Source organism: Mycobacterium sp. pUA109 (assembly GCF_041287095.1).
Lineage (GTDB): Bacteria > Actinomycetota > Actinomycetes > Mycobacteriales > Mycobacteriaceae > Mycobacterium.
Genome location: NZ_JBGGKS010000013.1, coordinates 161,836 through 184,441, shown reverse-complemented (window position 1 = coordinate 184,441; position 22,606 = coordinate 161,836). Strand labels below are relative to the sequence as shown.

Annotated in this window: 22 protein-coding genes, 1 tRNA gene and 1 pseudogene; 16 read left to right on the top strand and 8 right to left on the bottom strand. The window is 69.1% G+C overall.

Translation table 11 applies throughout. The features are described from left to right. From ACAG26_RS16680 to ACAG26_RS16670, 3 genes and pseudogenes are all read right to left on the bottom strand, one after another. Nucleotides 1-79, bottom strand: a pseudogene (locus ACAG26_RS16680) (WXG100 family type VII secretion target); the annotation flags it as partial. Between the two features lie 42 nt (nucleotides 80-121). Continuing rightward, complete coding sequence (locus ACAG26_RS16675; protein ID WP_370484089.1) at nucleotides 122-1,378, bottom strand: PPE family protein; 1,257 nt, start codon at nucleotides 1,376-1,378, stop codon at nucleotides 122-124. 11 nt (nucleotides 1,379-1,389) lie between these two features. Beyond that, entirely contained in the window at nucleotides 1,390-1,689 is a 300-nt protein-coding gene (locus ACAG26_RS16670; RefSeq protein WP_370484087.1) for a PE family protein, read from the bottom strand. 490 nt (nucleotides 1,690-2,179) lie between these two features. Between ACAG26_RS16670 and ACAG26_RS16665 the strand changes: the two genes are divergently transcribed. The 11 genes from ACAG26_RS16665 to ACAG26_RS16615 all read left to right on the top strand — a co-directional run bounded on the left by ACAG26_RS16665 (nucleotide 2,180) and on the right by ACAG26_RS16615 (nucleotide 12,341). Further along, nucleotides 2,180-2,485: a DUF732 domain-containing protein gene (locus ACAG26_RS16665; RefSeq protein WP_370484085.1), complete on the top strand. Its 306-nt coding sequence runs from the start codon at nucleotides 2,180-2,182 to the stop codon at nucleotides 2,483-2,485. A gap of 135 nt (nucleotides 2,486-2,620) precedes the next feature. Beyond that, the gene (locus ACAG26_RS16660; RefSeq protein WP_370484084.1) at nucleotides 2,621-2,923 is read left to right on the top strand and encodes a DUF732 domain-containing protein; all 303 of its coding nucleotides are present in this window, start codon (nucleotides 2,621-2,623) and stop codon (nucleotides 2,921-2,923) included. Nucleotides 2,924-3,037: 114 nt separating this feature from the next. Then, nucleotides 3,038-3,111 (top strand) — tRNA-Leu (locus ACAG26_RS16655). A 197-nt stretch (nucleotides 3,112-3,308) separates the two neighbouring features. After that, a complete protein-coding gene (locus tag ACAG26_RS16650) occupies nucleotides 3,309-4,007 on the top strand; it encodes a sensor domain-containing protein (RefSeq protein ID WP_370484082.1) in 699 nt (232 codons plus the stop codon). Between the two features lie 54 nt (nucleotides 4,008-4,061). Further along, complete coding sequence (locus tag ACAG26_RS16645; RefSeq protein ID WP_370484080.1) at nucleotides 4,062-5,603, top strand: FAD-dependent monooxygenase; 1,542 nt, start codon at nucleotides 4,062-4,064, stop codon at nucleotides 5,601-5,603. Between the two features lie 319 nt (nucleotides 5,604-5,922). Beyond that, on the top strand, nucleotides 5,923-7,119 hold the full coding sequence (locus tag ACAG26_RS16640; RefSeq protein WP_370484078.1) for a YncE family protein: 1,197 nt from the start codon (nucleotides 5,923-5,925) through the stop codon (nucleotides 7,117-7,119). Nucleotides 7,120-7,200: 81 nt separating this feature from the next. Beyond that, nucleotides 7,201-8,832, top strand: a complete 1,632-nt coding sequence (locus ACAG26_RS16635; protein WP_370484076.1) for a long-chain fatty acid--CoA ligase — start codon at nucleotides 7,201-7,203, stop codon at nucleotides 8,830-8,832. 145 nt (nucleotides 8,833-8,977) lie between these two features. Next, entirely contained in the window at nucleotides 8,978-10,042 is a 1,065-nt protein-coding gene (locus ACAG26_RS16630) for a dihydrodipicolinate reductase (RefSeq protein ID WP_370484075.1), read from the top strand. An 86-nt stretch (nucleotides 10,043-10,128) separates the two neighbouring features. Next, nucleotides 10,129-10,596, top strand: a complete 468-nt coding sequence (locus ACAG26_RS16625) for an SRPBCC family protein (RefSeq protein ID WP_370484073.1) — start codon at nucleotides 10,129-10,131, stop codon at nucleotides 10,594-10,596. 5 nt (nucleotides 10,597-10,601) lie between these two features. Beyond that, the gene (locus ACAG26_RS16620; RefSeq protein WP_370484072.1) at nucleotides 10,602-11,465 is read left to right on the top strand and encodes a class II glutamine amidotransferase; all 864 of its coding nucleotides are present in this window, start codon (nucleotides 10,602-10,604) and stop codon (nucleotides 11,463-11,465) included. 18 nt (nucleotides 11,466-11,483) lie between these two features. Continuing rightward, nucleotides 11,484-12,341, top strand: coding sequence for a patatin-like phospholipase family protein (locus ACAG26_RS16615; protein ID WP_370484070.1), 858 nt, complete (start codon nucleotides 11,484-11,486; stop codon nucleotides 12,339-12,341). A gap of 1 nt (nucleotide 12,342) precedes the next feature. Here the strand turns inward: ACAG26_RS16615 and ACAG26_RS16610 are convergent, their stop codons facing one another. Next, the gene (locus tag ACAG26_RS16610) at nucleotides 12,343-13,353 is read right to left on the bottom strand and encodes a patatin-like phospholipase family protein (protein WP_370484068.1); all 1,011 of its coding nucleotides are present in this window, start codon (nucleotides 13,351-13,353) and stop codon (nucleotides 12,343-12,345) included. Between the two features lie 24 nt (nucleotides 13,354-13,377). After that, nucleotides 13,378-15,075: a CocE/NonD family hydrolase gene (locus ACAG26_RS16605; RefSeq protein WP_370484066.1), complete on the bottom strand. Its 1,698-nt coding sequence runs from the start codon at nucleotides 15,073-15,075 to the stop codon at nucleotides 13,378-13,380. A 135-nt stretch (nucleotides 15,076-15,210) separates the two neighbouring features. On the opposite strand from ACAG26_RS16605, the gene ACAG26_RS16600 reads away from it, so the two are divergent. The 4 genes from ACAG26_RS16600 to ACAG26_RS16585 all read left to right on the top strand — a co-directional run bounded on the left by ACAG26_RS16600 (nucleotide 15,211) and on the right by ACAG26_RS16585 (nucleotide 17,359). Then, nucleotides 15,211-15,810 carry a TetR family transcriptional regulator gene (locus ACAG26_RS16600; protein ID WP_370484110.1) on the top strand — a complete coding sequence of 200 codons (600 nt, stop codon included), beginning with the start codon at nucleotides 15,211-15,213 and terminating at the stop codon, nucleotides 15,808-15,810. 212 nt (nucleotides 15,811-16,022) lie between these two features. Then, nucleotides 16,023-16,598, top strand: coding sequence for a cysteine dioxygenase family protein (locus ACAG26_RS16595; protein ID WP_370484065.1), 576 nt, complete (start codon nucleotides 16,023-16,025; stop codon nucleotides 16,596-16,598). Then, nucleotides 16,595-16,990, top strand: coding sequence for a rhodanese-like domain-containing protein (locus ACAG26_RS16590; protein WP_370484063.1), 396 nt, complete (start codon nucleotides 16,595-16,597; stop codon nucleotides 16,988-16,990). Before ACAG26_RS16595 ends, ACAG26_RS16590 begins: the two co-directional genes overlap by 4 nt. A 102-nt stretch (nucleotides 16,991-17,092) precedes the next feature. Beyond that, entirely contained in the window at nucleotides 17,093-17,359 is a 267-nt protein-coding gene (locus tag ACAG26_RS16585; protein ID WP_370484061.1) for a hypothetical protein, read from the top strand. Nucleotides 17,360-18,005: 646 nt separating this feature from the next. Here the strand turns inward: ACAG26_RS16585 and ACAG26_RS16580 are convergent. Genes ACAG26_RS16580 through ACAG26_RS16570 form a run of 3 tightly spaced genes read right to left on the bottom strand, consistent with a single transcriptional unit; the run spans nucleotide 18,006 to nucleotide 21,521 of the window. Then, nucleotides 18,006-19,691, bottom strand: coding sequence for an alpha/beta hydrolase (locus tag ACAG26_RS16580; protein WP_370484060.1), 1,686 nt, complete (start codon nucleotides 19,689-19,691; stop codon nucleotides 18,006-18,008). Nucleotides 19,692-19,700: 9 nt separating this feature from the next. Beyond that, complete coding sequence (locus ACAG26_RS16575; RefSeq protein ID WP_370484059.1) at nucleotides 19,701-20,474, bottom strand: enoyl-CoA hydratase; 774 nt, start codon at nucleotides 20,472-20,474, stop codon at nucleotides 19,701-19,703. 9 nt (nucleotides 20,475-20,483) lie between these two features. Beyond that, entirely contained in the window at nucleotides 20,484-21,521 is a 1,038-nt protein-coding gene (locus ACAG26_RS16570) for an enoyl-CoA hydratase/isomerase family protein (protein ID WP_370484058.1), read from the bottom strand. Nucleotides 21,522-21,664: 143 nt separating this feature from the next. Here ACAG26_RS16570 and ACAG26_RS16565 point away from each other — a divergent pair, with 143 nt between their 5' ends. Continuing rightward, nucleotides 21,665-22,516 (top strand): Bax inhibitor-1/YccA family protein, encoded by an 852-nt coding sequence (locus tag ACAG26_RS16565; protein ID WP_370484056.1) that lies wholly within the window; start codon nucleotides 21,665-21,667, stop codon nucleotides 22,514-22,516. Nucleotides 22,517-22,606: the final 90 nt, after the last annotated feature.

Below are 22,606 nucleotides of genomic sequence, written 5' to 3'. Positions count from 1 at the left end.
CAACGGTTTGGGCGTGCACGTCGAAGCGGCCCGCCATGGCCCGCATCTGGTGCGGATCGGTCATAAAACGCGTAGGCATTGTGCTCTCTCCTTAACTTGTTGTCTGCGAAAGGGATATGGCTTAACCGGCTACCACGGGACGTGGCATCACGGTGGGTTTGAAGCCGTAACGCGGTGCGCCGAAACCGAATCCACCGCCGCGCCCGCCGGCGCCGCCGGGCATTCCGCCGGGCATGGCGGCCACCGAATTGCTTTCCGGGGCGACGGCCCAGCCGGCGCCCTGCATGGCGCCGGTGCTGGCGGCGCTGGCCGGGGTCGCCGCCGCCCAGCTCGGCGGGGTGGAAATCGCGCCGACCAGCGACGCCTGGCCCATGCTGGCGGTCACTGCCGACGTACTTCCGCTCAGGCCGGCGCTCAGCCCGGGCGCGGCCGACGACGCGGCACCGGCGACGCCTCCGAGCGCACCGAGCTCGCCCAGTGGACCACCGGGGGCCAGCAGTGCCCCCAAGCCGGAGGAGGCCGCACCACCGTTGATGGCGTTGAAACCCGGACCGGTCAGGTAACCGATCATGCTCGGAATCAGGGTCGACGGGATATACATCGCGGCCGTGGCGCCTCCGGAGGAGATGCCGTTCAAGATCACGTTCATCATGTCGCTGGAGCTGGGTAAGGCACTGGCCAGTCCCGATGGCACCGACGCCGCCGAGGTCGCGGACGACATCGGCGAGGCCAGGCTTTGAATCGCACTGGGCATCGACGAGATCAATTGCGAGACTTGGGCACTGCTGTTCCCTGCGGCGGTGCCCGAGGCCTGGGTCACCGCCGCAGCCTGCCCGGCAATCCCGGTCGGATTGGTGGTTTGGTTCGGCGAGGTGAACGGGGTCACCTGCGAGGCGCTCGCCGCGGAGCCGGCGTAGCCGTACATCGCCGCGGCGTCCTGGGCCCACATCTCCCCGTAGTGGGCCTCGTTGGCGGCGATCGCCGCGGTGTTGAGGCCCAGGAAGTTGGTCGCGACCAGCGTGGCCAGTTGAGCCCGGTTGGCGGCAACCACCGCCGGCGGCACGGTGGCCGCATGGGCCGCCTCGAAGGCGGCTGCCGCCGAGGTGGCCTGGGTGGCGGCTTGTTCGGCTTGGGCGGCGGTGGTGCCCATCCACGTCATGTACGGGGTGGCGGCGGCGGTCATGGCGGCCGCCGCCGGACCCGTCCACTCCTCACCGGTCAGCTGGGTAAGGGCCGCCTCGTAGGAGCTGGCCGCCGAGCTGAGTTCGGCGGCGAGCGCGCGCCACGACGCCGCGGCGGCCATCATTGGCGCCGAACCGGGGCCGGCATACATCCGGGTGGAGTTGATCTCCGGCGGTAGGGCTCCGAAATCAAACATGATTGCCCCGCTCAGCCCGCGGCGGCAGCGTTGGCGGCTTCGGTGGCCGCATACGACCCGGCGCTCATGCCCAGGGTGTTGACGAACATTTCGTGAATCGCGCTGGCCTGCGCACTGACTTGCTGGTACAGGCTGGCGTGCGCGGCGAACTGCGCCGCGGTCAGCGCCGAGACCTCGTCGGCGGCGGCCGGAACCACACCGGTCGTCGGGGCGGCCGAGGCGGCGTTTTGGGCGGCCAACGCCGAGCCGATCCCCTGCAGGGTGCTGGCTGCCGACGTCAGCGCCTCAGGTTGGGTGGTTACGAAAGACATTGCCCTCTCCTTAGCCAAACAAGCCGGCCTGTCATAGGTCGGCTACTGAGCAGGCTCCACAGTTCCCTAACTGACGTCGGCAATGAAAGTCGGTTAACTGCTTCTTAACTTGCACGTCCGAACTTTTTACACACCTGCGCCGCAGGCGGTGTCGCGCGTCACGCGGACGGTTGCGCGGCGTCGGACTTCGATACAAAAGGGGCGCCTGTGATTTCAAGGCGCCGGGATCCGCAGGCGCACGCATGTGTCAGCGCACAGGGCGCACCGCCTTGTTGTGAGGCGGCCGGCCGGTGGATTCGTCGGTACGAATAACGCTGTTGAACAACAAAATTCGATGCATAGGCTAGCGGTGTCAACCGGTGTCTGACCTGCGGATCACCGGCCTCGTCGGGGCCGGATGAAAGGCCTGTAACCCGGAATTAACAACGCGATCCGACGCGGTAAAAGCTCGGTAACACCGACTTAACGGAGCCCACGCAGACTTCCAGCCATGAAACGCCTACTCCTGCTGATGGGTCTCACCACCGCGATGGTCGGCCTCGCAGCGCCGGCGCACGCCGATTACGCCGGTAGCGATGCGGAATTCCTTGGCGCACTTTCCGGGGCGGGACTGTCCCACCGCGGCCCGGACCAGGCCATCGTGGCCGGACATGCCGTGTGCAAATTGATGGACGCCGGCCTGTCGCCGATGGACACCGTCGTGGCGGTGCAAAGCACCAACCCCGGATTCAGCACCGAGCATGCCGCCAGGTTTGCGGTCATCTCCGCAACTTCCTACTGCCCCGAACACATGTAGCCAGCTCTAGGACCCACAGCGCAGCCCCGTGTCCCCGGTGGACGCGAGGATCTGTCACATGGATTTAACAAGCTAGTGAACGACGGTAAAAGTCAGGTAACACGGATTTAACGGGCCCTGAGCAGAATGACCTGCATGAAGCGCCTACTCCTGCTGGTAAGCGCCGCCGCAATGGTGGGCCTGGCCGCACCCGCACACGCGGACACGACCGGCGACGATGCGGCGTTTCTCGCCGCGCTCGACCAGGCGGGCCTTGGCCACCGCGGCGCCGGGCAGGCCATCGCCGCCGGCCAGGCGGTGTGCAAGTTGATGGATGGCGGACTCACCCCCCTCGACACTGTGAACGCGGTGCGCAGCACCAACCCCGGCTTCACCATGGCGAGCGCCGCGCAGTTCACCGCGATCTCGGCGAACGCGTACTGCCCCCACCACCTGTAGCACCTGGCAGCTCGCCCAATTCCCGTTCCGCGGAATCAATGCCGCGCGCCCAGGCCACCTGCCGTGTAGTCCCGGTCGGGGGCCGCTGCCGCCGTCACGCTAGATTCGCCGCAAGCCCCCATAGCCCAATTGGCAGAGGCAGCGGACTTAAAATCCGCCCAGTGTCGGTTCGAGTCCGACTGGGGGCACCGAGGGCCAGTGTGGTCGCACAGCAACCCATCCGGCGTTGATACAAGATCACGGGCAGGCCAAGAATCGGCTAAATACGTCGCATTACTCGCCCGGTGTCACTTACGCTCAGCACACGCGAGTCCTGGCCGGCAACGTTGCAGGGGTAGCTCCGCACTGACCGGTCGGGGGTTAGGGCGAGGCTTGGAATGAACACATGCGTCGTATGACGGTGGTGCTCGTCGTTGCCGGCGTGAGCCTTTTGGCTCCGGGCTGCCACAGCGGTGACCAAAAGCGCGCCACGACGAGCACCACATCGACCACCACGACAAAGGCTCCGCCGCCAGTCGTCGAGAAGGCGTTGAAAGGGCTGCTGCTCACCCCCGAGCAGGTCAACGGCGTCATGGGGGCCACCGAGATGGCGGTCACCAGGTATCACAACGCGATGTCCGACGACAGCGCCACCATGCAGCCCCGGGAGTGCCTGGCGATCGACGGCGCGGCGCAAGCGCAGGTCTACGCCGACAGCGGGTTCAGCGCCATGCGGGATCAGACCCTGCAGGAGGGCGATAACTTCACCCACTTCGTCGAGCAGGCCGTGGTGCTGTTTCCGTCGGCCAAACAGGCCGCCGCCTTCTACGACGCCTCCGCCAAACAGTGGCCGACCTGCGATCTGTACACCCACATCCAATCCGGCTCGGAGTGGGAAGCCGGGCCGGTGACCAACGACAAGGGCGTGCTCAGCACCATCGCGACCCAAGAAAACGCCGGCGCCCCCGGCTGGGCCTGCGGTCGGGCCCTGACCGTGCGGAACAACGTCGTCGTCGACGTCAACACCTGCAGCGCGGACCCCGCCGACACGGCGGTCAACATCGCCAACCAGATCGCCGCCAAGGTGCCCGTGCAGCCCACGTAAACATGCCCGTAAGGCAAACTTGCCCAGTAGGCAATGTTGGCTTACTCTGGTCGGGTGGGTGAAAACGCGGTCGATGTCGTCGTCTGCGGCGCCGGTCCCACCGGCCTGATGGTCGCGGGCGAACTCGCGCTGGCCGGCGTGCGGCCAATTGTGTTGGACGCACTTGCCGAACCCAGCGCCGAGCCCAAGGCCAACGGCCTGGTCGGGCAGGTGGTTCGGGTGCTCGACATGCGCGGGCTCTACCACGAGCTCGGTGGCCCGCCCGGGCCGCCGCAGCCAATCCCGTTCTATGTCTTCAGCGGCATTCCGGTGTCGTTTGATGCCGTGCCGGACAATCCGATGCGCGGGTTGTTGATCCCGCAGCCACGGCTGGTGGCCCACCTGGCGGCGTGGGCCCACGGCCTGGGCGCGGAGCTGCGCTGGGGCCACGAACTGACCGACGTGACCCAGCGCGACGGCGGCGTGGACCTCGTCGTCACCGGCCCCGACGGACCCTACCCGCTTCGCGCCCGATACCTGGTCGGCGCTGACGGCGGTCGCAGCCGGGTCCGCAAATCCGTCGGCATCGACTTTCCCGGCTTCACCGCCCCGGTGGTGCTGCGGATCGCCCACGTCCACCTGCCTGCCGAGCTGCGGGCCGAGGACGGCGGGATCGCACTCCCCGGGGGAGGGCGAATCCCGTTTGGGCACAACAGAGTAGACCGAGGCGGTGTCGTCGTCGCCGAATTGGAACCCGGGCGGCCGCTAATCGGAACAATCGAATTCGGGGACGGATCGGTCGCCGACAACGCGCCGATGACGGTGCAGGAAGTGCGGGAGAGCCTGCGCCGGATGCTGGGGATCGACTTGCCGGTGGAACCGCCCCGCGGACCCGGCCCGCACGCGCTGCGGCGGATCAACGGCCAAAACACCCGCCAGGCCGACCGTTATCGCGAGGGCAACGTGTTCCTGGTCGGCGATGCCGCCCACGTGCACTCCCCAATCGGCGGGCCCGGCCTCAACCTCGGTTTGCAGGATGCGGTCAACCTCGGCTGGAAGCTAGCCGCCGTCGTGAACGGTTGGGGGCCAACCGGATTGCTCGACAGCTACCAGCACGAGCGGTATCCGGTGGGCGAGCGCGTCATGATGCAGTCGATGTCCCAGCTCGCGCTGATGGCCCCCGGTCCCGAGGTCGCCGCGCTGCGCGCACTGTTCGGTGAGCTGACGCAAACCCCGGACGCTGCAGTGCATTTGGCGCGGCTGCTGGCCGGCTCGGACACCCGTTACGACCTCGGCGACGATCACCCGCTGTCGGGGTATTTGGTCCCTGAGTTGACGTTGAGCGACGGACGCCGCGTCGCCGAGGCGATGCGTGCGGCGCGCCCGCTGCTGCTCGACCTGACCGGCGGCGTGTTCGCCGAGTCCGTGCCGGGGTGGACAGACCGACTGGACGTCGCGAAGGTCACCAGCTCCGACACCGCGGCGGCCGCGCTGTTGATCCGGCCAGACGGCTACGTTGCCTGGGCCGCCGACGATGCGCGCCCCGACGACGTCGATCGGCTGCACGCGGCGCTGACACGCTGGTTCGGCGCGCCCGACACCTGCGGCGCAATGTGATGTTCGCCTCTTTTTGGCCAGACGTTAAGAGGCTCTTAATTCCGAGAATTGCGTGAGGCCGAGATCACCCGTTCGCCACGCGGCGGTAAGCCCACGTCGATCCTCGGTCGCCGAGTTGCTGCGGAACGCATTGTGGCGCACGGAATAGTCGTTGGCTAAGCGCAATCTAAGCGCGTTCTGCGATATGAGTCACAACGCTGAAATGCTTCCTTTTGACCGTGAATTCCGCCGCTAAACTCGAATGGAACTTGTGCCCGACGGGCGCTGCAATCGATATCCAGGGCGGTGTTGCTGCTGCCCGCGGGGAGGTTCGACAACGATGGCAAAGGCTGTGACCGCGATGAGCGAGGCCCGTGACGCGACCGGCGGTGTGGCGCTGGCCGAGCCGCCGTCGTCGGCGCCCACGGTGCGGATTCCCGCACTGCAGGACTTGGCGGTCAACCTGGGCCCGCGCTCGCACCGGTACCTCCCCGACGTCTTGGCCGAGGCCGGTCCGCTGCTGGAGGTCGGCGTCGCGCTGGGGCTCACCGTGGCCGGTCGCATCGGTGTGGGCAACGGTCCCATTGCCGGCATCGCGGCCAGCCGCGACGGCCGACGCCTGGTGGTGACGAACTACGGCGATGACAGCATCTCGGTGGTCAACCTGGCCGCCGGGCGAGTCGCGGCGACGCTCACCGGTCTGCCCGAGCCGTTCACGGTCGCCGCCGACGAGGCCGACGAGGCTCGGGTCTACGTCGGCGTCGCCTCACCCGGCTACGACGCGATCGCGGCGGTCGACCTGGTCACCGGCACCGCCGTCGCCGGATACCCGCTGGCCGGCTCGGTGCGCGACCTGGCGGTGAGCCCGGACGGGAAACTCGTATTCACCAGCCGCATCAGCGCCGACGGGGCCGATGTCGTGGTCCTGGACACCACGACCGAACAGGCCCAGGTGATCGACCTGGCGGTTGCGCCGGGTGCCGTCGCCGAGAACCTGGCCGTCAGCCCGGACGGTCAGCGCCTCTACGTCGCCATCCAGCGACCCGACGGCAGCGGGTTAGCGGTGATCGACACCGCCGCCCGCCGCGTGCTGGACACCATCGAGATCGGTTCGCCCATCCGGGGTCTCGCGCTCAACCACGATGGCGACATCCTCTACGTCGCCAGCTGCGACCCCGACCTGGGCGCGGTGATCGATGTGGTCGACACCCGCGCCGCGGTCATCACCGGCAGCCTGGAAATCGGGTCGCTGGACACCGTCACCCAGCTGCTGCTCAGCACCGACGGCGCGCGCGCCTACCTGGTCACCGGAACCGGCGTCACCGTGATGTCGACCCTGACCCACGACGTGATCGGCACGGTCGCCCTGGACGCGCAGCCGTCCTGCGTGGCCGAAAGCGCCGACGGCAGCCACCTCTACGTCGCCGACCACGCCGGCGCCGTCACCGTGGTGTCGATCGGGTTGACCACGGCGTCCCTGGTGGGGGAGGTCGCCGACCGTCCCGAGCTGTTTGAGCTGGAGACGGCGCTGGTCTAGCCCTCGGTGGCACACCCACACGGGTAGCGTTTGGGCCGGGCTTGTAGACAAGAACGGCTAACAGCGCAAAGGTGGTACGTCGTGTACAGCACGATGCAGAATGTCCCGCTGACGATCACCGCCATCCTCAACCACGCCACCGCGGTCCACGGGGACCGCACGGTGACCACGGCGACCGGTGGCGGGTACCGCCGGTGCACCTACCGGGAACTGGGACAGCAGGTGGCCCAGCTGGCCAACGGGCTGCGCCGTCTCGGCATCACCGGCGACCAGCGGGTCGCCACGTTCATGTGGAACAACGCCGAACACCTGGCGGCCTACCTGGCGGTGCCGGCGATGGGGGCGGTGCTGCACACCCTGAACATCCGGCTGTTCGCCGACCAGATCGTCTACGTCGCCAACGAAGCCGAAGATCAGATCGTGCTGGTGGACGTGTCGTTGGCCAAGCTGCTGGCCCCGGTGCTGGGCCAGCTCGACACCGTGCACACCGTGATCGCGGTGGGCGAGGGCGACACCGCGGCGCTGGAACAGGCCGGTAAGACGGTGCTGCGCTACGCCGACGTCGTGGGCGCCGAGTCGACCGCGTTCGACTGGCCCGAGATCGACGAGAACTCCGCGGCCGCGATGTGTTACACCAGCGGCACCACCGGCAACCCGAAAGGCGTGGTCTACAGCCATCGTTCGAGCTACTTGCATTCGATGGCGACCTGCACCACCAACGGGATCGGGGTCGGATCCGTCGACCGGGTGCTGCCGATCGTGCCGATGTTCCACGCCAACGCCTGGGGGCTGCCGTACGCGGCGTTGATGGCCGGCGCCGACCTGGTGCTGCCGGACCGCCACCTCGATGCCCGTTCCCTGGTGGACGCGGTCGAGACGCAACGGCCCACGGTGGCCGGCGCGGTGCCGACGATCTGGAATGACGTCATGCACTTCCTGGACACCGAACCCAACCACGACATGTCGTCGCTGCGCCTGGTCGCCTGCGGCGGCTCGGCGGTGCCGGTGTCGCTGATGCGCACCTTCGAGGACAAATACGGGGTGCAGATCCGCCAGTTGTGGGGGATGACCGAAACGTCGCCGTTGGCCACCATGGCGTGGCCGCCGCCGGGCACCCCGGACGAACAGCACTGGACGTTGCGGGGCACCCAGGGGCAGCCGGTGTGCGGGGTGCAAACCCGCATCGTCGACGACGACGGTCAGGTGTTGCCCAACGACGGTGCGGCCGTCGGCGAACTGGAGGTGCGCGGCCCGTGGATCGCCGGGTCGTATTACCGGGGCCAGGACGAATCGAAGTTCGACGGCGGCTGGTTGCGCACCGGGGACGTGGGCCGCATCGGCGGGCAGGGCTTCGTCACGTTGACCGACCGGGCCAAGGACGTGATCAAATCCGGCGGGGAATGGATCTCCTCGGTCGAGTTGGAGAACGCGCTGATCGCCCACCCGGACGTGGTCGAGGCGGCGGTGGTCGGGGTGCCCGACGAGCGCTGGCAGGAGCGGCCGCTGGCGGTGGTGGTGGCCCGGGAGGGCGCCGCCGCGCAGGCCGGTGAGCTGCGAACCTTCCTGGCCGGCAGGGTCGTTCGGTGGTGGCTGCCGGAGCGCTGGACGTTCGTCGACGAGATTCCGCGTACCAGCGTCGGCAAGTACGACAAGAAGACCATCCGGTCCCGGTATGCCGACAACGCCTACCAGGTCACCGAGGTGCGCGACTGACGCCGTCTTTGCCAAAGCGTCCGCGATTGTGCGATTTCATACGCTTTGAGCGCCCAAAGCGTATGAGGTCGCACCGTCGGCGACGGTTTTATCCTGCCTCGCGGAGCGAAGCCCCCTTTTGCGTCCGCTCGCGGGAAGGTAGAAAGTGACCATGAGTCTGCGCGTGGTGCAATGGGCGACCGGTTCGGTGGGAGTGGCCGCGATCAACGGGGTGCTCGAACATCCCGAACTTGAGCTGGTCGGCTGCTGGGTGCATTCGGAAACCAAGAGCGGCAAGGACGTCGGCGACATCCTCGGCGCACCGCCGCTGGGGGTGACCGCCACCAACAACATCGACGACATCCTCGCGCTGGACGCCGACGCGGTGATCTACGCGCCGCTGCTGCCCAGTGTCGACGAAGTCGCCGCGTTGCTGCGCTCCGGCAAGAACGTCGTCACCCCGCTGGGCTGGTTCTATCCCAGCGAACACGAGGCCGCGCCGCTGGAGATCGCCGCGCAGGCCGGCAACGCGACGCTGCACGGCGCCGGCATCGGCCCCGGGGCGGCCACCGAGTTGTTTCCGCTGCTGCTGTCGGTGATGTCAACCGGGGTGACCTATGTTCGCTCCGAAGAGTTTTCCGATCTGCGGACCTACGGCGCCCCGGACGTGCTGCGCTACGTGATGGGGTTCGGCGGGACACCGGACAATGCGCTGACCGGGCCGATGCAAAAACTCCTCGACGGCGGATTTGTTCAGTCGGTGCGGTTGTGCGTGGACCGGTTGGGTTTTGCCGCCGATCCCACGGTGCGCTCCTCCCAGGAGGTGGCGGTCGCCACCGCCGCGATCGACTCGCCGATCGGGCCGATTGAACCCGGTCAGGTCGCCGGGCGCCGGTTCCACTGGGAGGCGACGGTGGCCGACACGCCGGTGGTGCGCATCACGGTGAACTGGCTGATGGGTGAGGAAAACCTGGACCCGCCATGGTCATTCGGCCCGGCGGGGGAGCGGTACGAGATGGAGGTTCGGGGCAATCCGGACACCTTCGTCACCGTGAAGGGCTGGCAGCCGGAAAGTGTCGAAGCCGGGTTGAAGAGCAACCCCGGCATCGTCGCCACCGCGGCGCACTGCGTCAACAAAATCCCGGCGGTCTGCGCGGCGCCGGCCGGCATCCAGGGTTTCTTCGACCTGCCGCTGGTCACCGGCCGCGCCGCACCCGGATTGGCGCACTGACCGCGAGCAGACACAAAAGCCCCCGATCCCGCGCCGAAATGGGCGCTTTTGCGTCTGCTCGCGCCGGGAAGCCCTAGCCTCAAGCCATGTCTCTAACGGTCGAGCAATCACGGGCGATACCCGTCGGCGTTGCCGACGCCTTCGCCGGCACCCTGCCCTTGCCGTTGCCGACACTGTTTCGGCGCTGGTACGGGCCGATCCCGCCGATCAAAGAGGTGCGCGACCAGAGCGGTGACTGGAACGCGGCCGGACAAACCCGCACCGTGCTGCTGACCGGCGGCGGCAGCATGCGCGAGCAACTGACCGCCGTCGACCCGCCGCACCGCTTCGACTACACCCTCACCGACATCAAGGGCCCGCTGGCCCCACTGGTCGACCTCGTCGAGGGGCAATGGCGGTTCACCCCCGACGGTGACGCCACCCAGGTCAGTTGGCGGTGGACCATCCACCCGCGATCGGTGCTGGCCCGCCCCGCGCTGCCGGTGCTCGGCCGGCTGTGGAAGGGCTACGCCCGCCAGGCGTTGGCCGAACTGTCCGCGCAGCTGGCCGGCTGACCGGCATGTGCCGCCTGTTTGCGCTGCACGCCGGGTCCAAGGTGGTGACCGCCACGTTTTGGCTGCTCGACGCCCCGGACAGCCTTGCCGAGCAGAGCCGGCGCAATCCCGACGGCACCGGGCTGGGCGTGTTCGACGGCCACGGGCAGCCGGAGTTGCGCAAGCAGCCCATCGCGGCCTGGCAGGACGCCGACTTCGCGACCGAAGCCCACGACATGACCGGCACCACGTTCGTCGCCCACGTCCGGTACGCGACCACCGGTGCGCACGCGGTGGTCAACACCCACCCGTTCCTGCAGGACGGCCGGATCTTCGCGCACAACGGCGTGGTCGAGGGGCTCGACGTGCTCGACGAGCGGTTGCGTGAGGTCGGCGCCGCCGACCTGGTGGCCGGCCACACCGACTCCGAGCGGGTGTTCGCGCTGATCACCGCCGCCATCCGGGCGCGACGCGGCGGCGTGGCGGCCGGCTTGGTCGATGCCCTGACCTGGCTGGCCGCCAATGTGCCGATCTACGCCGTCAACGTGCTGCTCAGCACGGCCACCGAGGTGTGGGCGCTGCGCTACCCGGAACCCAACCAGCTGTACATGCTGGACCGCCGCGACGGTGCACCGCCGAGTTTGGCCTTGCGCAGCAGGCGTATTCGCGCGCACGCCGAGCAGCTGCGCGGCCGGCCGGCGGTGGTATTCGCCAGCGAGCCGATGGACGACGACCCGCGTTGGCAGCTGATCGCGCCGGGGGAGCTGGTGCACGTCGACGCCGGGTTACACATCACCCGTGACCTGGTGCTGCCGGACCCGCCCAGCCACCAGCTGCGCCGCGCGGACCTGAGCTCGGTGGCGGCCGCCGCACAGCACCCGTTCGGGTAACTGGCACACTCGGTGACTGTGACGACCAAACGCGCGCTCGTGCTGGCCGGCGGGGGAGTGGTAGGAATCGCCTGGGAGACCGGGGTATTGCAGGGCATCGCCGAAGAAGCACCGGCCACCGCGCGCGCATTGCTCGACTCCGCGGTGCTGGTCGGCACCTCGGCGGGATCGGCGGTGGCCGCCCAGATCGGCAGCGGTGTGGGCCTGCAGGAACTGTTCACCCGGCAGGTCGACGGGCCGTCCGCCGAGATCGATCCCGGGGTGAGCGTCGACGAGATCGGCGAGCTGATCCTGGCCGCGGTCACCGAACCGAACACCTCCACCGCGCAGAAGCTGCAACGGATCGGGGCGGTCGCGGCGGCGGCGCCGACCGTGGCCGAACCGGTGCGCCGCAACGTGATCGAGCAGCGGCTGCCGTCGCACGCCTGGCCGGACCGGGAGCTGCGGATCACCGCCATCGACATCGCCACCGGCGAACTGGTGGTGCTCGACCGGGACTCGGGTGTCGACCTGGTGGACGCGGTGGCCGCCAGCTGTGCGGTGCCCGGGGCGTGGCCGCCGGTGACGATCGCGGGTCGGCGCTACATGGACGGCGGCATCGGCAGCTCGGTCAACCTGGCGGTGGCCGACGACTGTCCGGTGGCGGTGGTGTTGGTGCCCGCCGGGGAAGCCGCGCCATCGCCGTTCGGGGACGGTCCCGCCGCCGAGATCGCCGGGTTTGGCGGTGCGGCGTTCGGGGTGTTCGCCGACGATGCCGCGCTGGCCGCCTTCGGCGCCAACCCGCTGGACCCGCGGTGCCGGGCCGCGTCGGCGCGGGCCGGCCGTGAGCAGGGGCGCCGGGTGGCCGCGGCGGTGACCGAATTCCTGCCCGGCTGATTCAGCCTGCGTCGCGCGTCGCGTCGAGGGCGGTGGCGGCCAGTTCGCGGCCCACGTCGATGACCTCGGCGGCGCGGTGGAAATCCAGGCTGCGGCACGCGGTGCGGGGCACCTCGATGAGCAGATCGGGCGGATACATCGCCAGGTGGTGGCGGGTCAACGCCGCCTGCGCGATATCGATGGTGCGGTTCATCACCTCGAAGCTGCCCAGCTTGGGCACCTCAGGCACCTCCGGTATCTCGGGCAGTGCGTCGGGCTCGGGTTCGGCGTCGATGTCGGCGTCCGGGATCGACGCGCCGAACCGGCTGAGCACCGCCCGCGCCGTCGGCCGGTCCAGCAGCGACCGGGCGGCATTGGTGTCCAGCAGCCCGGAGGTGCTGCGCAGCATGCGATGCAGCCACTCCGCGGTGGGACGCGGCTCGGGATCGTCGTCGTGGGGTGCGGCCTCCTCCTCGCTGCCGCTGAGGTTCACCGCGACCGTCAGGTCGGCGTTGACCGCGGCGATCGGCGCCATCGGCAGCGGATCGAGGATCCCGCCGTCGGCCAGCAGCCGTCCGTCGACTACGTGCGGGGCGATCACCCCGGGGATGGCGATCGACGCCCGGATCGCGGCGTCGACCGGGCCGCGCTGCAGCCACACCGACCTGCCGGTGATCAGATCCGTCGCGACCGCCGTGTAGGGAATCGGCAGCCGCTCAATGGTGATGTCGCCCAAGATGTCTCGGACGGCGTCCAGGATCTTCCCGGCGCGCAGCACTCCCGCCGCGGTGATCGAGGGGTCCAGCAGTCGCAGCACCGCGCGCTGCGTCAACGCCTTGGCCCACTCGGTGAACTCATCGAGCCGGCCGGCCGCTTGCAGCCCGCCGACCAACGCGCCCATCGACGACCCGGAGATCCCGACGATGTCATATCCGCGGTCGCGCAGCTCGTTGATCACCCCGATATGGGCGTAGCCGCGGGCGCCGCCGCTGCCGAGGACCAGGGCGACCCGGCGTCCGTCTGCACGTGTCACCACTCCATCTTGCCTACACCCGAGTCAGCCGATCACCGGCACCAACAACCGGGCGTCGCGGCCGGGGCCCCAGTGCAGGGTGCACGTGCCCCGCGACAGGCTCCGGTACGCGGTGGGAAACTGCCCGATCAGCGGGTTACGCGGCCACAGCCACCGGCCGGCGACCACCAGTCGCAGCCGCTCGCCGGCCCGGAACAGCGTCGCCGACGGGCCCAGCGGAACGTCGACCTGCACCACCTGCCCGGGCTGCAAGGGTGCGGGGTGGGTGAAGGTCGGCACCGGCTGGAACGGCCGCGACCGCTGCTCGTCGAGGGCGCGCAGCGACGCCCGCAACCAGCCGGAGGTGATGCGGTCGCGCCCGAACCCGTAGGAGCCCTCGAACGGGATATAGCTCGCGCCGCGCCACTTTTCGACCCCGACGAACAGGTCGACGTCGGGGTGGCCGGTCATCTCGACGAACAACCGCACCGCCATCGGCCCGGTCAGCTCGGTGTCGTCGGGCACGGTCCAGCCGAAACATGCGCCGCGCGACCGGGTGTCGAAGCTGATCGCCCCGTCGGCACCGGCCGGGTCCGTCGACAGGCCGGCGTTGGTGAGGTGCAGCGGCGTCCACCGCGTCGCCGCCAGCGGCCAGCTGGCCTCGTCTCGGACCGCCACGATCTGATCGCGGCTCTCCCGCACCTCCAGGCGAACCCGCGGCAGCGGCGCCGCGGCACCGTCGCGCAGGTGCCGGTCCAGAAACGCCAGCTGGGCCTGCAGCGACGGCTCGGAGTAGAAGTTGCACCACTTGCCGGCGCGGTGGGTGTAGAGATGCTTCTCGGCCGAGCCGAGCTGTTCGAACCCGCGGACCGACCCCCGGCTGTGCAGGTTGTTGTCCGAGAAGCTGCCGCAGATCAGCGCGGGCACCTCGATGTGGGCCAGGTCCGGCACCAGCGACCGCCACCAGTCGTCGATCACCGGCCGCTTGGTATTCTCCTCCCCGAGTTGGTATTTCAACCGCACCTTGCGTAGGCCGCGGCTCCATACCCGGACGAACCCGACCTCTTGGATGCCGCCGGGGCGCAGCAGATCGCGGTAGGGGTCGGTGAAGCCCTCCCATGGCACGATCGCCTTCAGGTGCGGCGGCCGCAGCGCCGCGGCCTTCCACTGCGAAATCGCCAGGTAGGACACCCCGATCATGCCGACCGCCCCGCTGCTCCACGGCTGCGCGCCGGCCCACTCGACGAGGTCGTAGACGTCCTCGCCCTCCTGGTCGGACAGCAGCGCACTCACCCCGTCGGAATGCCCGGCGCCGCGCAGGTCGCAGTTGACCACCGCGAAGCCCTGCGCGGTCCACCATGCCGGATCGGGTGCCTCCCAACCGGTCAGGCTGGAGAACCGAATCCGCGACGGCTGCCGCAGAATGCGGTATTGAAACGGCACCGAATAGCCCGGGCCCCAGCGCCTTTTGGCCGGAACGGTGTCCTTGTCGTACGGGTGCGCGGACAGCAGCACCGGGAACGGCCCAGCGCCGCTGGGCAGATGGACGTTGACCCGCAGCACGGTGCCGTCGCGGGCGGTGACCGCGACGTCGCGCTCAAGCAGCACCGCGCCCGGGGGCGGCGGATACACGTCGACGGGGCAGCGCAGCAACCCCGCCAGCCGGGTCAGCGCGTAACGCAGCGCGCCGGGGCGCCGCCAGGGGCGGTCGAGCGCGGGAGCATCGGGGTTCGCGGTGTTCATAACGACTCTTTTCACGGCTTGTTGAAACTAGTCTCACGCTACGATGAAACTAGTCTCAACGCAAGGGGAATTTCACGGTATGGTGAAACCGTGGTGAAGAAACCGGTGACGCCCGGCCCGCGCGATGAGCGGGGCGTGCTCGCGGCCCGCATCCTGGGCGCTGCCCGTGAGGCGTTTGCCGAACATGGCTGGGCCGGTACCACGATCCGGGCGGTGGCACGGGCCGCCGATGTGGACCCCGCGCTGGTCTACCACTACTTCGGGTCCAAGGAAGGCCTGCTCGACGCGGCCACCACCCCGCCGCAGAAGTGGCTCGATGGCGTCGCGGCCGCCCAGCAGAGGCCGATCGCGGAGATGGGTGCCGCGATGCTGCGGCTGCTGCTGACCAGCTGGGCCGACGACGACGTCGCGCCCACACTGCGCGCCATCCTGCAGATCGCCGCGCACGAGCCGGCCACCCGGGACAAGCTGCGGATGATCATCGAAGGCAGCCTGATGGACGTGGCCCGGCTCGGCGTCGACGACTGCGACCGGTTGCTGCGCAGTGGGTTGGTGTCCTCGCAGATGATCGGGTTCGCGCTGATGCGCTACGTCTGGAAGATCGAGCCGCTGGCGTCGATGACCGAGGACGACGTGGTGGCGGCGATCGCGCCGAACTTGCAGCGCTACCTGGAGGGCGATTTGTCGGGAGCCGGCGGAGCGCAGGCGGCGCCGAGGTCTTTTCCTTCGCCGTGATTCGAATTGCTGCCCGCGGCGGATTTGTCCCGCGCCAGCAGCGCAAACCGGCTGTCACCGGCACCGCGGCGCATCAGGGGCCGCCGCGTATCCGGCCATGGCCGCTAGCATGGCTGACGTGATGGAGGACGCCGGATTTCGGAGCTGTTGTCGCCCGTAGCTGCTCGCTGCCGTCGATTTCCGATCCGCCCATCCGTTCTGGAGTTGCTTTCATGGTTCTCGCCAATCCTGTTGCGCTGCGCCCGTCGCCGGTCCCCTCGGTGTCCGGCCCCACCCGGCTGCGGCTGCCCGACCTGTTACACGCCACCGACCGCGCCGCCGACGACGTGCTCAGCGGACGCTATGACGTCCTGCTGCCGGTGGGCGGCCTGCCCACCGACGACCGCTGGTTCACCCGCATCCACGGTGATGAGGAGGTCGACATCTGGCTGATCAGCTGGGTGCCCGGCCACGCCACCGAGCTGCACGACCACGGCGGGTCGCTCGGCGCGTTGACGGTGCTGTCGGGTTCGCTCGACGAATACCGCTGGGACGCCGGCGAACTGCGCAGAAATCGACTCGAAGCCGGTGATCAGGCCGCGTTCCCGCTGGGCTGGGTGCACGACGTGGTGTGGGCGCCGACGTCGTCGACGGTATCCGCGGCGCCGGTGGAGCCGGTGGAGCCCACGCTGAGCGTGCACGCCTACTCGCCGCCGTTGACCGCGATGTCCTACTACGAGGTCACCGGACGCAAGACATTGCGCCGCCAGCGCACCGTGCTGACCGACGAGCCCGAGGGACAAGCGTGACGAGCCGGATCGACCGGGTGCTGGCGGCGGCACGGGATCGGCTGCGCCGGCTACCCGCCGATGAGGTGCCCGACGCGCTGCGGCGCGGCGCGGTGCTCGTCGATATCCGCCCGCAGGCCCAACGGCAGCGCGAAGGCGAGGTACCGGCGGCGCTGGTGATCGAGCGCAATGTGCTGGAGTGGCGTTGCGATCCGACCAGCGACGCGCGGCTGCCGCAAGCCGTCGACGACGACGTCGAATGGGTGATCCTGTGCTCGGAGGGCTACACCTCCAGCCTGGCCGCGGCATCGCTGGTCGACCTCGGGTTACGCCGCTCCACCGATGTCATCGGCGGGTATCACGCGCTGGCGGACGCTGGGGTGCTGGCCGGGTTGGCAGGCGTCGCGCACTAGGTGCCGGGCCGGCTGATGCCAGGCTCAAGACCCCGACGGCATCGGTGCCGGCGCGGGCATCGCCGGGCCGTCTTAATCGGCGCCCGTGGTAGCGAAACATTATTGCGCGGCTCAGTGGCCGGCACCCGCTCCGGCGCTGGCACCGCCACCGGCGCTGCCGCCACCGATGCTGCTGCCGCCGCCGGCTCCGCCCCCGATGCTGCCGCCGCCGATGCTGCCGCCGCCGGCTCCGCCGCCGATGCTGCCGCCACCGGCACCGCCGCTGGGAGCGCCGATGTCCCCGCCGCCGGGCGCGGCGCCACCGGGCCCGCTAGGCGTGTCACCGCCGCCCGGACCGCCGGGGGCGGTGCCGCCGGGCGGTGGCGGTGAGTTAGGTGGTGGGTTACCAACGGGCGGAGCCCCCGGTGGGGGTGCCCCGTCGGTCGGCGGCGTCCCGGGAGGGTGCGGCGCGCCCGTCGGGGGAGCTCCCGGCGGCGGTGCCCCGTCGGTCGGTGGAGTCGCCGGTGGTGAAACGGTCGGTGGACCCGCCGGCGGTGGAACGGTTGGTGGATCCGCCGGTGGGGGAGCTGGGGGACCGCAGATGGGATCGATGTTGCCAATGCAATCCGGATCGCCCGGCCCGATGGGGTCATCGTTGCCCCACGGCCCGCCCACGCAGGCGGCCGACCACGGCATCTGCGCACACAGCGGATCGTTAGGGCTGGTGGGAATCCTGGAGTCGTTGGATGGGCAGAACGGATGGGCGGGGTCGGTCACACAACAGCCCGGATGCGCAGGGTCCGCCACGCAATTGGGATCGTCGGCTGCAGCTGGTGACGCATGCGCCAGGCCCGGCAGGCCAAGCGCCGGTATGGCGATCAGCGCCGCCACCGCCGCTGCTTTCCCGATCCGGCTCCCACTAGCTGATGACATCGCGCAGCGCATCGATCGCTCCTCCCGCGGTTACCGGCCGTTCACCTAAAAGACGGTTGACGTTTACCTCATCGAGGTCGGCCCGTGGGGTGTTACACCACCCCTACTCGGGTGCTTGCAGCAACGGCCGCAGCCGTGCCGTCTTCTCCGGTGTCCAGCCCGGTGGCTGCAGCACCGCCGCCCAGCCGTCGGCGACGGCGGCGACGTAGCGATGCCCGTGACCGTCGGGGACATCGACCGCGACCGCCATATCCGCCGACACCTGCAGGAACGTCACCACCGGAATCCAGTGCACCTCCGGCAGCACGTCGTAGCCGCGCTTTTCCCGCAGCCAGTCCGGTTTGCTGAACAGCAGGTCGGGGCTCCACCACGCGATCGGGTCGGAAGCGTGCTGCAGGTAGACCACCCGCGGCGTACTCCAGGGTCCGGCCGGGCGGTCGAGGTCGGACGGCCGGGCCGCGAACCGCACGTTGCGCCCGTCGTCGTAGATGGGCAGCCACTGCGGGGAACCGGGATCGCGGTTCTCGGTGAGGTCGGTCCAGATGGTGTTTTGGAACGTCGGCCCGGAGAACAGCGCGCCGTCGGTGCGGGCCAGCACATTGTTGAGGTTCATGAACGGCGCTTCGCCACCGAACGAGCCCAGGCTCTCGCCGAACACCACCAGCTTGGGCCGCTGGGATTCCGGCATGTGCCGCACCAGCGCGTCGACCGCCTCGAACAGCGCCTGCCCGGCGTGGCGGGCGTTTTCCTTGTCCACCAGGAAGGACAACCAGCTCGGCAAAAACGAGTACTGCATGCTCACGATCGCGGTGTCGCCGTTGTACATGTACTCCAAGGCCGAGGCTTCGGCTTCGTTAATCCAGCCGGTCCCGGTGGTGGTGGCGACGGCGACCACGGCGCGGTTCAGCCCGCCGGTGCGCTGCAGCTCGCGCGCCGCCAATGCGGCGGTCTCCTTGATTCCGGGGGCGGAGTGCAGCCCGGCATAGGCCCGGATCGGCTGCGTCGCCGGCGCCCGGTTGAAGTCACTGAGCTGCGCGACGGTGGGACCGGCGGCCACAAAGATCCGGCCCTGGTGGCCCAGCGATTCCCACGACACCAGCGACCCCGGCCCACCCGAGCGCAGCGGCGTCGAGGGCCGCGGGGTGTCCGGGCTCATCTCGTTGTTGACCGAGGCGAAGGTGTTGTTCATCGCCCGCATCGCGCCGCGGATCACCACGCCGTTGAGTACCGCGATGCTCAGCGCCACCAGCAGCGCGACCGCCACCACGGCCGAGACCCGCGGCGGCGCAACCCGATTGAGCTGTCGCGCCAGGAAGCGAATCAGCCTGCGGGCCAGCTGGCCGATCTCGACCAGCACAAACAACACCACCACCGACAAGATCCCGGCGAGCGGGTAGTCGAGCCGGGTCAGCCGCGGCACCCCCATCAGGTCCCGGACATGGTCTTGCCAGATGTGGAACCAGATGGCCGTGGCCAGCTGGCCGACGGCGCCGACGCCGATCAGCACCCACCACGCCCAGCGTGGTGCGGGCGGGCTGGAGTCCTTGGACCGCATATAGCGGACCAGCCAGACGGCTAAGACTCCCAGGCCGTAGCCCGCTGCACCGGACCCGCCGCTGACCAGTCCTTGAAACAGCGGCCCACGGGGCAGCAGCGACGGCGACATCGACAACCACAGAAACACCAAGCCGACCGCGGTGCCGGTGAAGGTGTAGTGCCGAATCCACCAGGCTTTGCGGGGCGGGGCCGGAGTTTCCGGTTCGGCGGTGACCGTTGCTGATTCGCCCAAAACGGCCCGCTACCGGTGGGTGAAGTTCGGTGGTCGCTTTTCGACGAACGCGGCCATCCCCTCGGTTTGGTCGTCGGTGGCGAACGCCGAATGGAACAGCCGGCGCTCGTAGAGCAGCCCCTCGGCCAGGGTGGATTCGAAGGCGCGGTTGACGGCTTCTTTGGCCATCCGGGCCGCCGACAACGACATCCCGGCGATGGTGGCCGCCACCTTGTTGGCCTCGGCCAGCAGATCGTCGGCGGGCACCACGCGCGACACCAACCCGGACCGTTCGGCCTCGGCAGCGTCGATGGTGCGCCCGGTCAAAATCAGGTCCATCGCCTTGGCTTTGCCGATCGCCCGGGTCAGCCGCTGCGAGCCGCCCATGCCGGGCAGCACCCCGAGTTTGATCTCGGGCTGGCCGAACTTCGCGGTGTCCGCGGCGATCAGCAGATCGCACATCATCGCCAGCTCGCAGCCCCCGCCGAGTGCGTGGCCGGCCACCGCGGCGATCGTCGGGGTGCGCACCGCCGCCAACTTGCCCCAGGCGGCGAAGAAGTCGGCGGCGAACACATCGGCGAAGGACAGCTCCGACATCTCCTTGATGTCCGCACCCGCGGCGAACGCCTTCGCGCTGCCGGTGATGATGATGGCGCCGATACCCGGGTCGTCGTCGAATTCGGCTGCAGCGCTGGTGACCTCGGCCATCACCTGGCTGTTGAGCGCGTTGAGCGCCTGCGGCCGGTTCAACGTGATGGTGCCGACCCGGCCGTCACGGTCGGTCAGGATGGTTTCGTATGTCATTGCCGCTCCTTAAAAAGTCAGATCGGGTTCTGCGGGCACGAAATAGGCCTCGATGTCGGCGCTGCTGACCTCGGCCAGCGTCGCCGGCGACCAGGTCGGGTTGCGGTCCTTATCGACCAACTGGGCGCGGATGCCCTCCACCAGGTCATGCGAGCGCAGCGAGGCGCACGACACCCGATACTCCTGGGCCAAAACAGCTTCCAGGGTGTCGAGGGTGGCCGCCCGGCGCACCGACTCCAGTGTCACCGCAAGCGCGACCGGCGAGCGGGTGGCGATCAGCTTCGCGGCGGCTGCGGCGTCTTCGCCGCCGTGGTCGCCGAGCGCGGCGACGATCTGCGCGACGGTGTCGTGTGCGTAGCACTCGTTGATCCAGTCCTGCTGCGCGGCAAGGGCACTCGGCGGCGGCTCGACCGCGTGGGCGGCCAGCGCGGCGTCCACCCCGTCGGCGACGATCGCCGCGGTGAACTCACCCAGCGCCGCATGCGGCACGTAGTGGTCGGCGAATCCCAGCGCGATGGCGTCGGCGCCGGAGAACGGGGCACCGGTCAACCCCGCGTGCAGCCCCAGCGATCCCGGCGCCCTCGACAGCAGATAGGTGCCGCCGACGTCGGGAATGAACCCGATGCCGACCTCGGGCATCGCCACCTTCGAGGTGTCGGTGACCACCCGGGTGTTGGCGTGCGCCCCCACGCCCACACCGCCGCCCATCACGATGCCGTCCATCAGCGATACGTACGGTTTGGCGAACCGGCCAATCGCGGCGTTCAGCAGATACTCGTCGTACCAGAACCGCCGCGCTGCAGACCCGTCGGCTTTGGCGCTGTGGTAGATCGCCACCACGTCGCCGCCCGCGCAGAGCCCGCGTTCCCCGGCGCCGCAGAGCACCACCGCACGCACCGCGTCGTCGTGCTCCCAGTCGGTGAGCACCGCGCGCATCGCGTCCACCATGGTCTGGGTCAGCGAGTTGATCGCCTTCGGTCGGTTCAGCGTCAAAAACCCCACACCATCATCGATGCGGGTCAGGACCTCGTCGGATTCGGCAGCCACGCCTTCGCAATCTAGATCCCTACCCGTGTGCGCCCGCCCGCGGGTAAGGTTTATCTGTGAATGGCCAGGGAACTTGCCCGGGCCGCTGATCGTTGATCGTGTGTTCGCACACCTCAAGTGATGGAACGAGAGAGGATCCGACGGTGCGGGAGACCAGCAACCCGGTATTTCGTTCCCTGCCGAAGCAGCAGGGCGGATACGCGCAGTTCGGGACCGGCGCTGCCGGTGCCGCGGCCCAGCAGATGCATCAGGGCTATCAGACCGACCCTTACGTCGCGCAGCAGGGGCGTGTTGCGCGCCCGCTGACGATCGATGACGTCGTCACCAAGACCGGCATCACGCTGGGCGTGCTGACCGTCGTCGCCATCGTCTCCTACTTCCTGGTGGCGATGAACCAGGCGCTGGCCGGTCCGCTCACCTTTATCGGTGCGTTCGGCGGCCTGGGCCTGGTGCTGGTCGCTACCTTCGGGCGCAAGCAGGACAGCCCGGCGATTGTGCTGAGCTACGCCGGCCTGGAGGGCATGTTCTTAGGCGCCATCTCGTTCCTGCTCGCCAACTTCGCGGTGTCGAGCACCAACGCCGGGGCCCTGATCGGTCAGGCGGTGCTGGGCACGCTCGGGGTGTTCTTCGGCATGCTGGTCGTCTACAAGACCGGGGCGATCCGCGTCACCCCCAAGTTCACCCGGATGGTCGTCGCCAGCATGTTCGGTGTGTTGGTGCTGATGCTCGGCAACCTGGTGCTGGGCATGTTCGGCGTCGGCGGCGGCGCGGGCATGCACCTGCGTGACGGTGGGCCGCTGGCCATCATCTTCTCGCTGGTGTGCATCGGGATCGCGGCGTTCAGCTTCCTGATCGACTTTGACGCCGCCGACCAGATGATCCGCGCCGGTGCGCCCGAGAAGGCCGCCTGGGGGATCGCGCTGGGCCTGACCGTGACGCTGGTCTGGCTCTACTTGGAGATCCTGCGTCTGCTCAGCTACTTCCAAAGCGACTAGGCCCTTGACGCGAAAGCCCGGCACCCCAGGTGCCGGGCTTTTCGTATGCGTTGAGTCTGCGCTGACCAGGCACCCTACTCGCACTTTTGC